Origin of the sequence: Oceanobacillus luteolus (assembly GCF_023715655.1) — a bacterium.
GTDB lineage: Bacteria > Bacillota > Bacilli > Bacillales > Amphibacillaceae > Oceanobacillus > Oceanobacillus luteolus.
Genome location: NZ_JAMBON010000143.1, coordinates 1 through 559, shown reverse-complemented (window position 1 = coordinate 559; position 559 = coordinate 1). Strand labels below are relative to the sequence as shown.

The following is a 559-nucleotide window of genomic DNA, read 5'->3' as shown; positions in this document are numbered from 1 at the left end:
TGGGGTGAAGTCGTAACAAGGTAGCCGTATCGGAAGGTGCGGCTGGATCACCTCCTTTCTAAGGATATTATTCGGAACATCTAACTTCGTTAGATGAAACATACTGTGTTGTTTGTTCAGTTTTGAGAGAGTAATATATTCTCTTAACCAACTTAAATATAGATGGGCCTGTAGCTCAGCTGGTTAGAGCGCACGCCTGATAAGCGTGAGGTCGGTGGTTCGAGTCCACTCAGGCCCACCATCTATCATAATAAATACGGGGCCTTAGCTCAGCTGGGAGAGCGCCTGCCTTGCACGCAGGAGGTCAGCGGTTCGATCCCGCTAGGCTCCATTTTTGTACCTTGAAAACTAAATAAGAGTAACAACGACATCAAAATTTACTAGCTAAAGCAACCTATATATAGGAAGCGGAAGCTATTTGTGGTCTTAATTGACCAATAGGCAAAAATGTAAGCTTTATTTACTGTAACTTAGTTAAGTGAATAAGGGCGCACGGTGGATGCCTTGGCACTAGGAGCCGATGAAGGACGGGACTAACTCCGATATGCCTCGGGTAGTT

The 559-nt window shown here is 45.3% G+C and carries 2 tRNA genes and 2 rRNA genes; all 4 read left to right on the top strand.

The features are described 5' to 3' along the window. Positions 1-58: ribosomal RNA gene (locus tag M3210_RS20120) — 16S ribosomal RNA — on the top strand; the annotation flags it as partial. Between the two features lie 106 nt (positions 59-164). Further along, positions 165-241, top strand: a tRNA-Ile gene (locus M3210_RS20115). Between the two features lie 17 nt (positions 242-258). Beyond that, positions 259-331, top strand: a tRNA-Ala gene (locus tag M3210_RS20110). 141 nt (positions 332-472) lie between these two features. Continuing rightward, a 23S ribosomal RNA gene (locus tag M3210_RS20105) occupies positions 473-559 on the top strand; the annotation flags it as partial.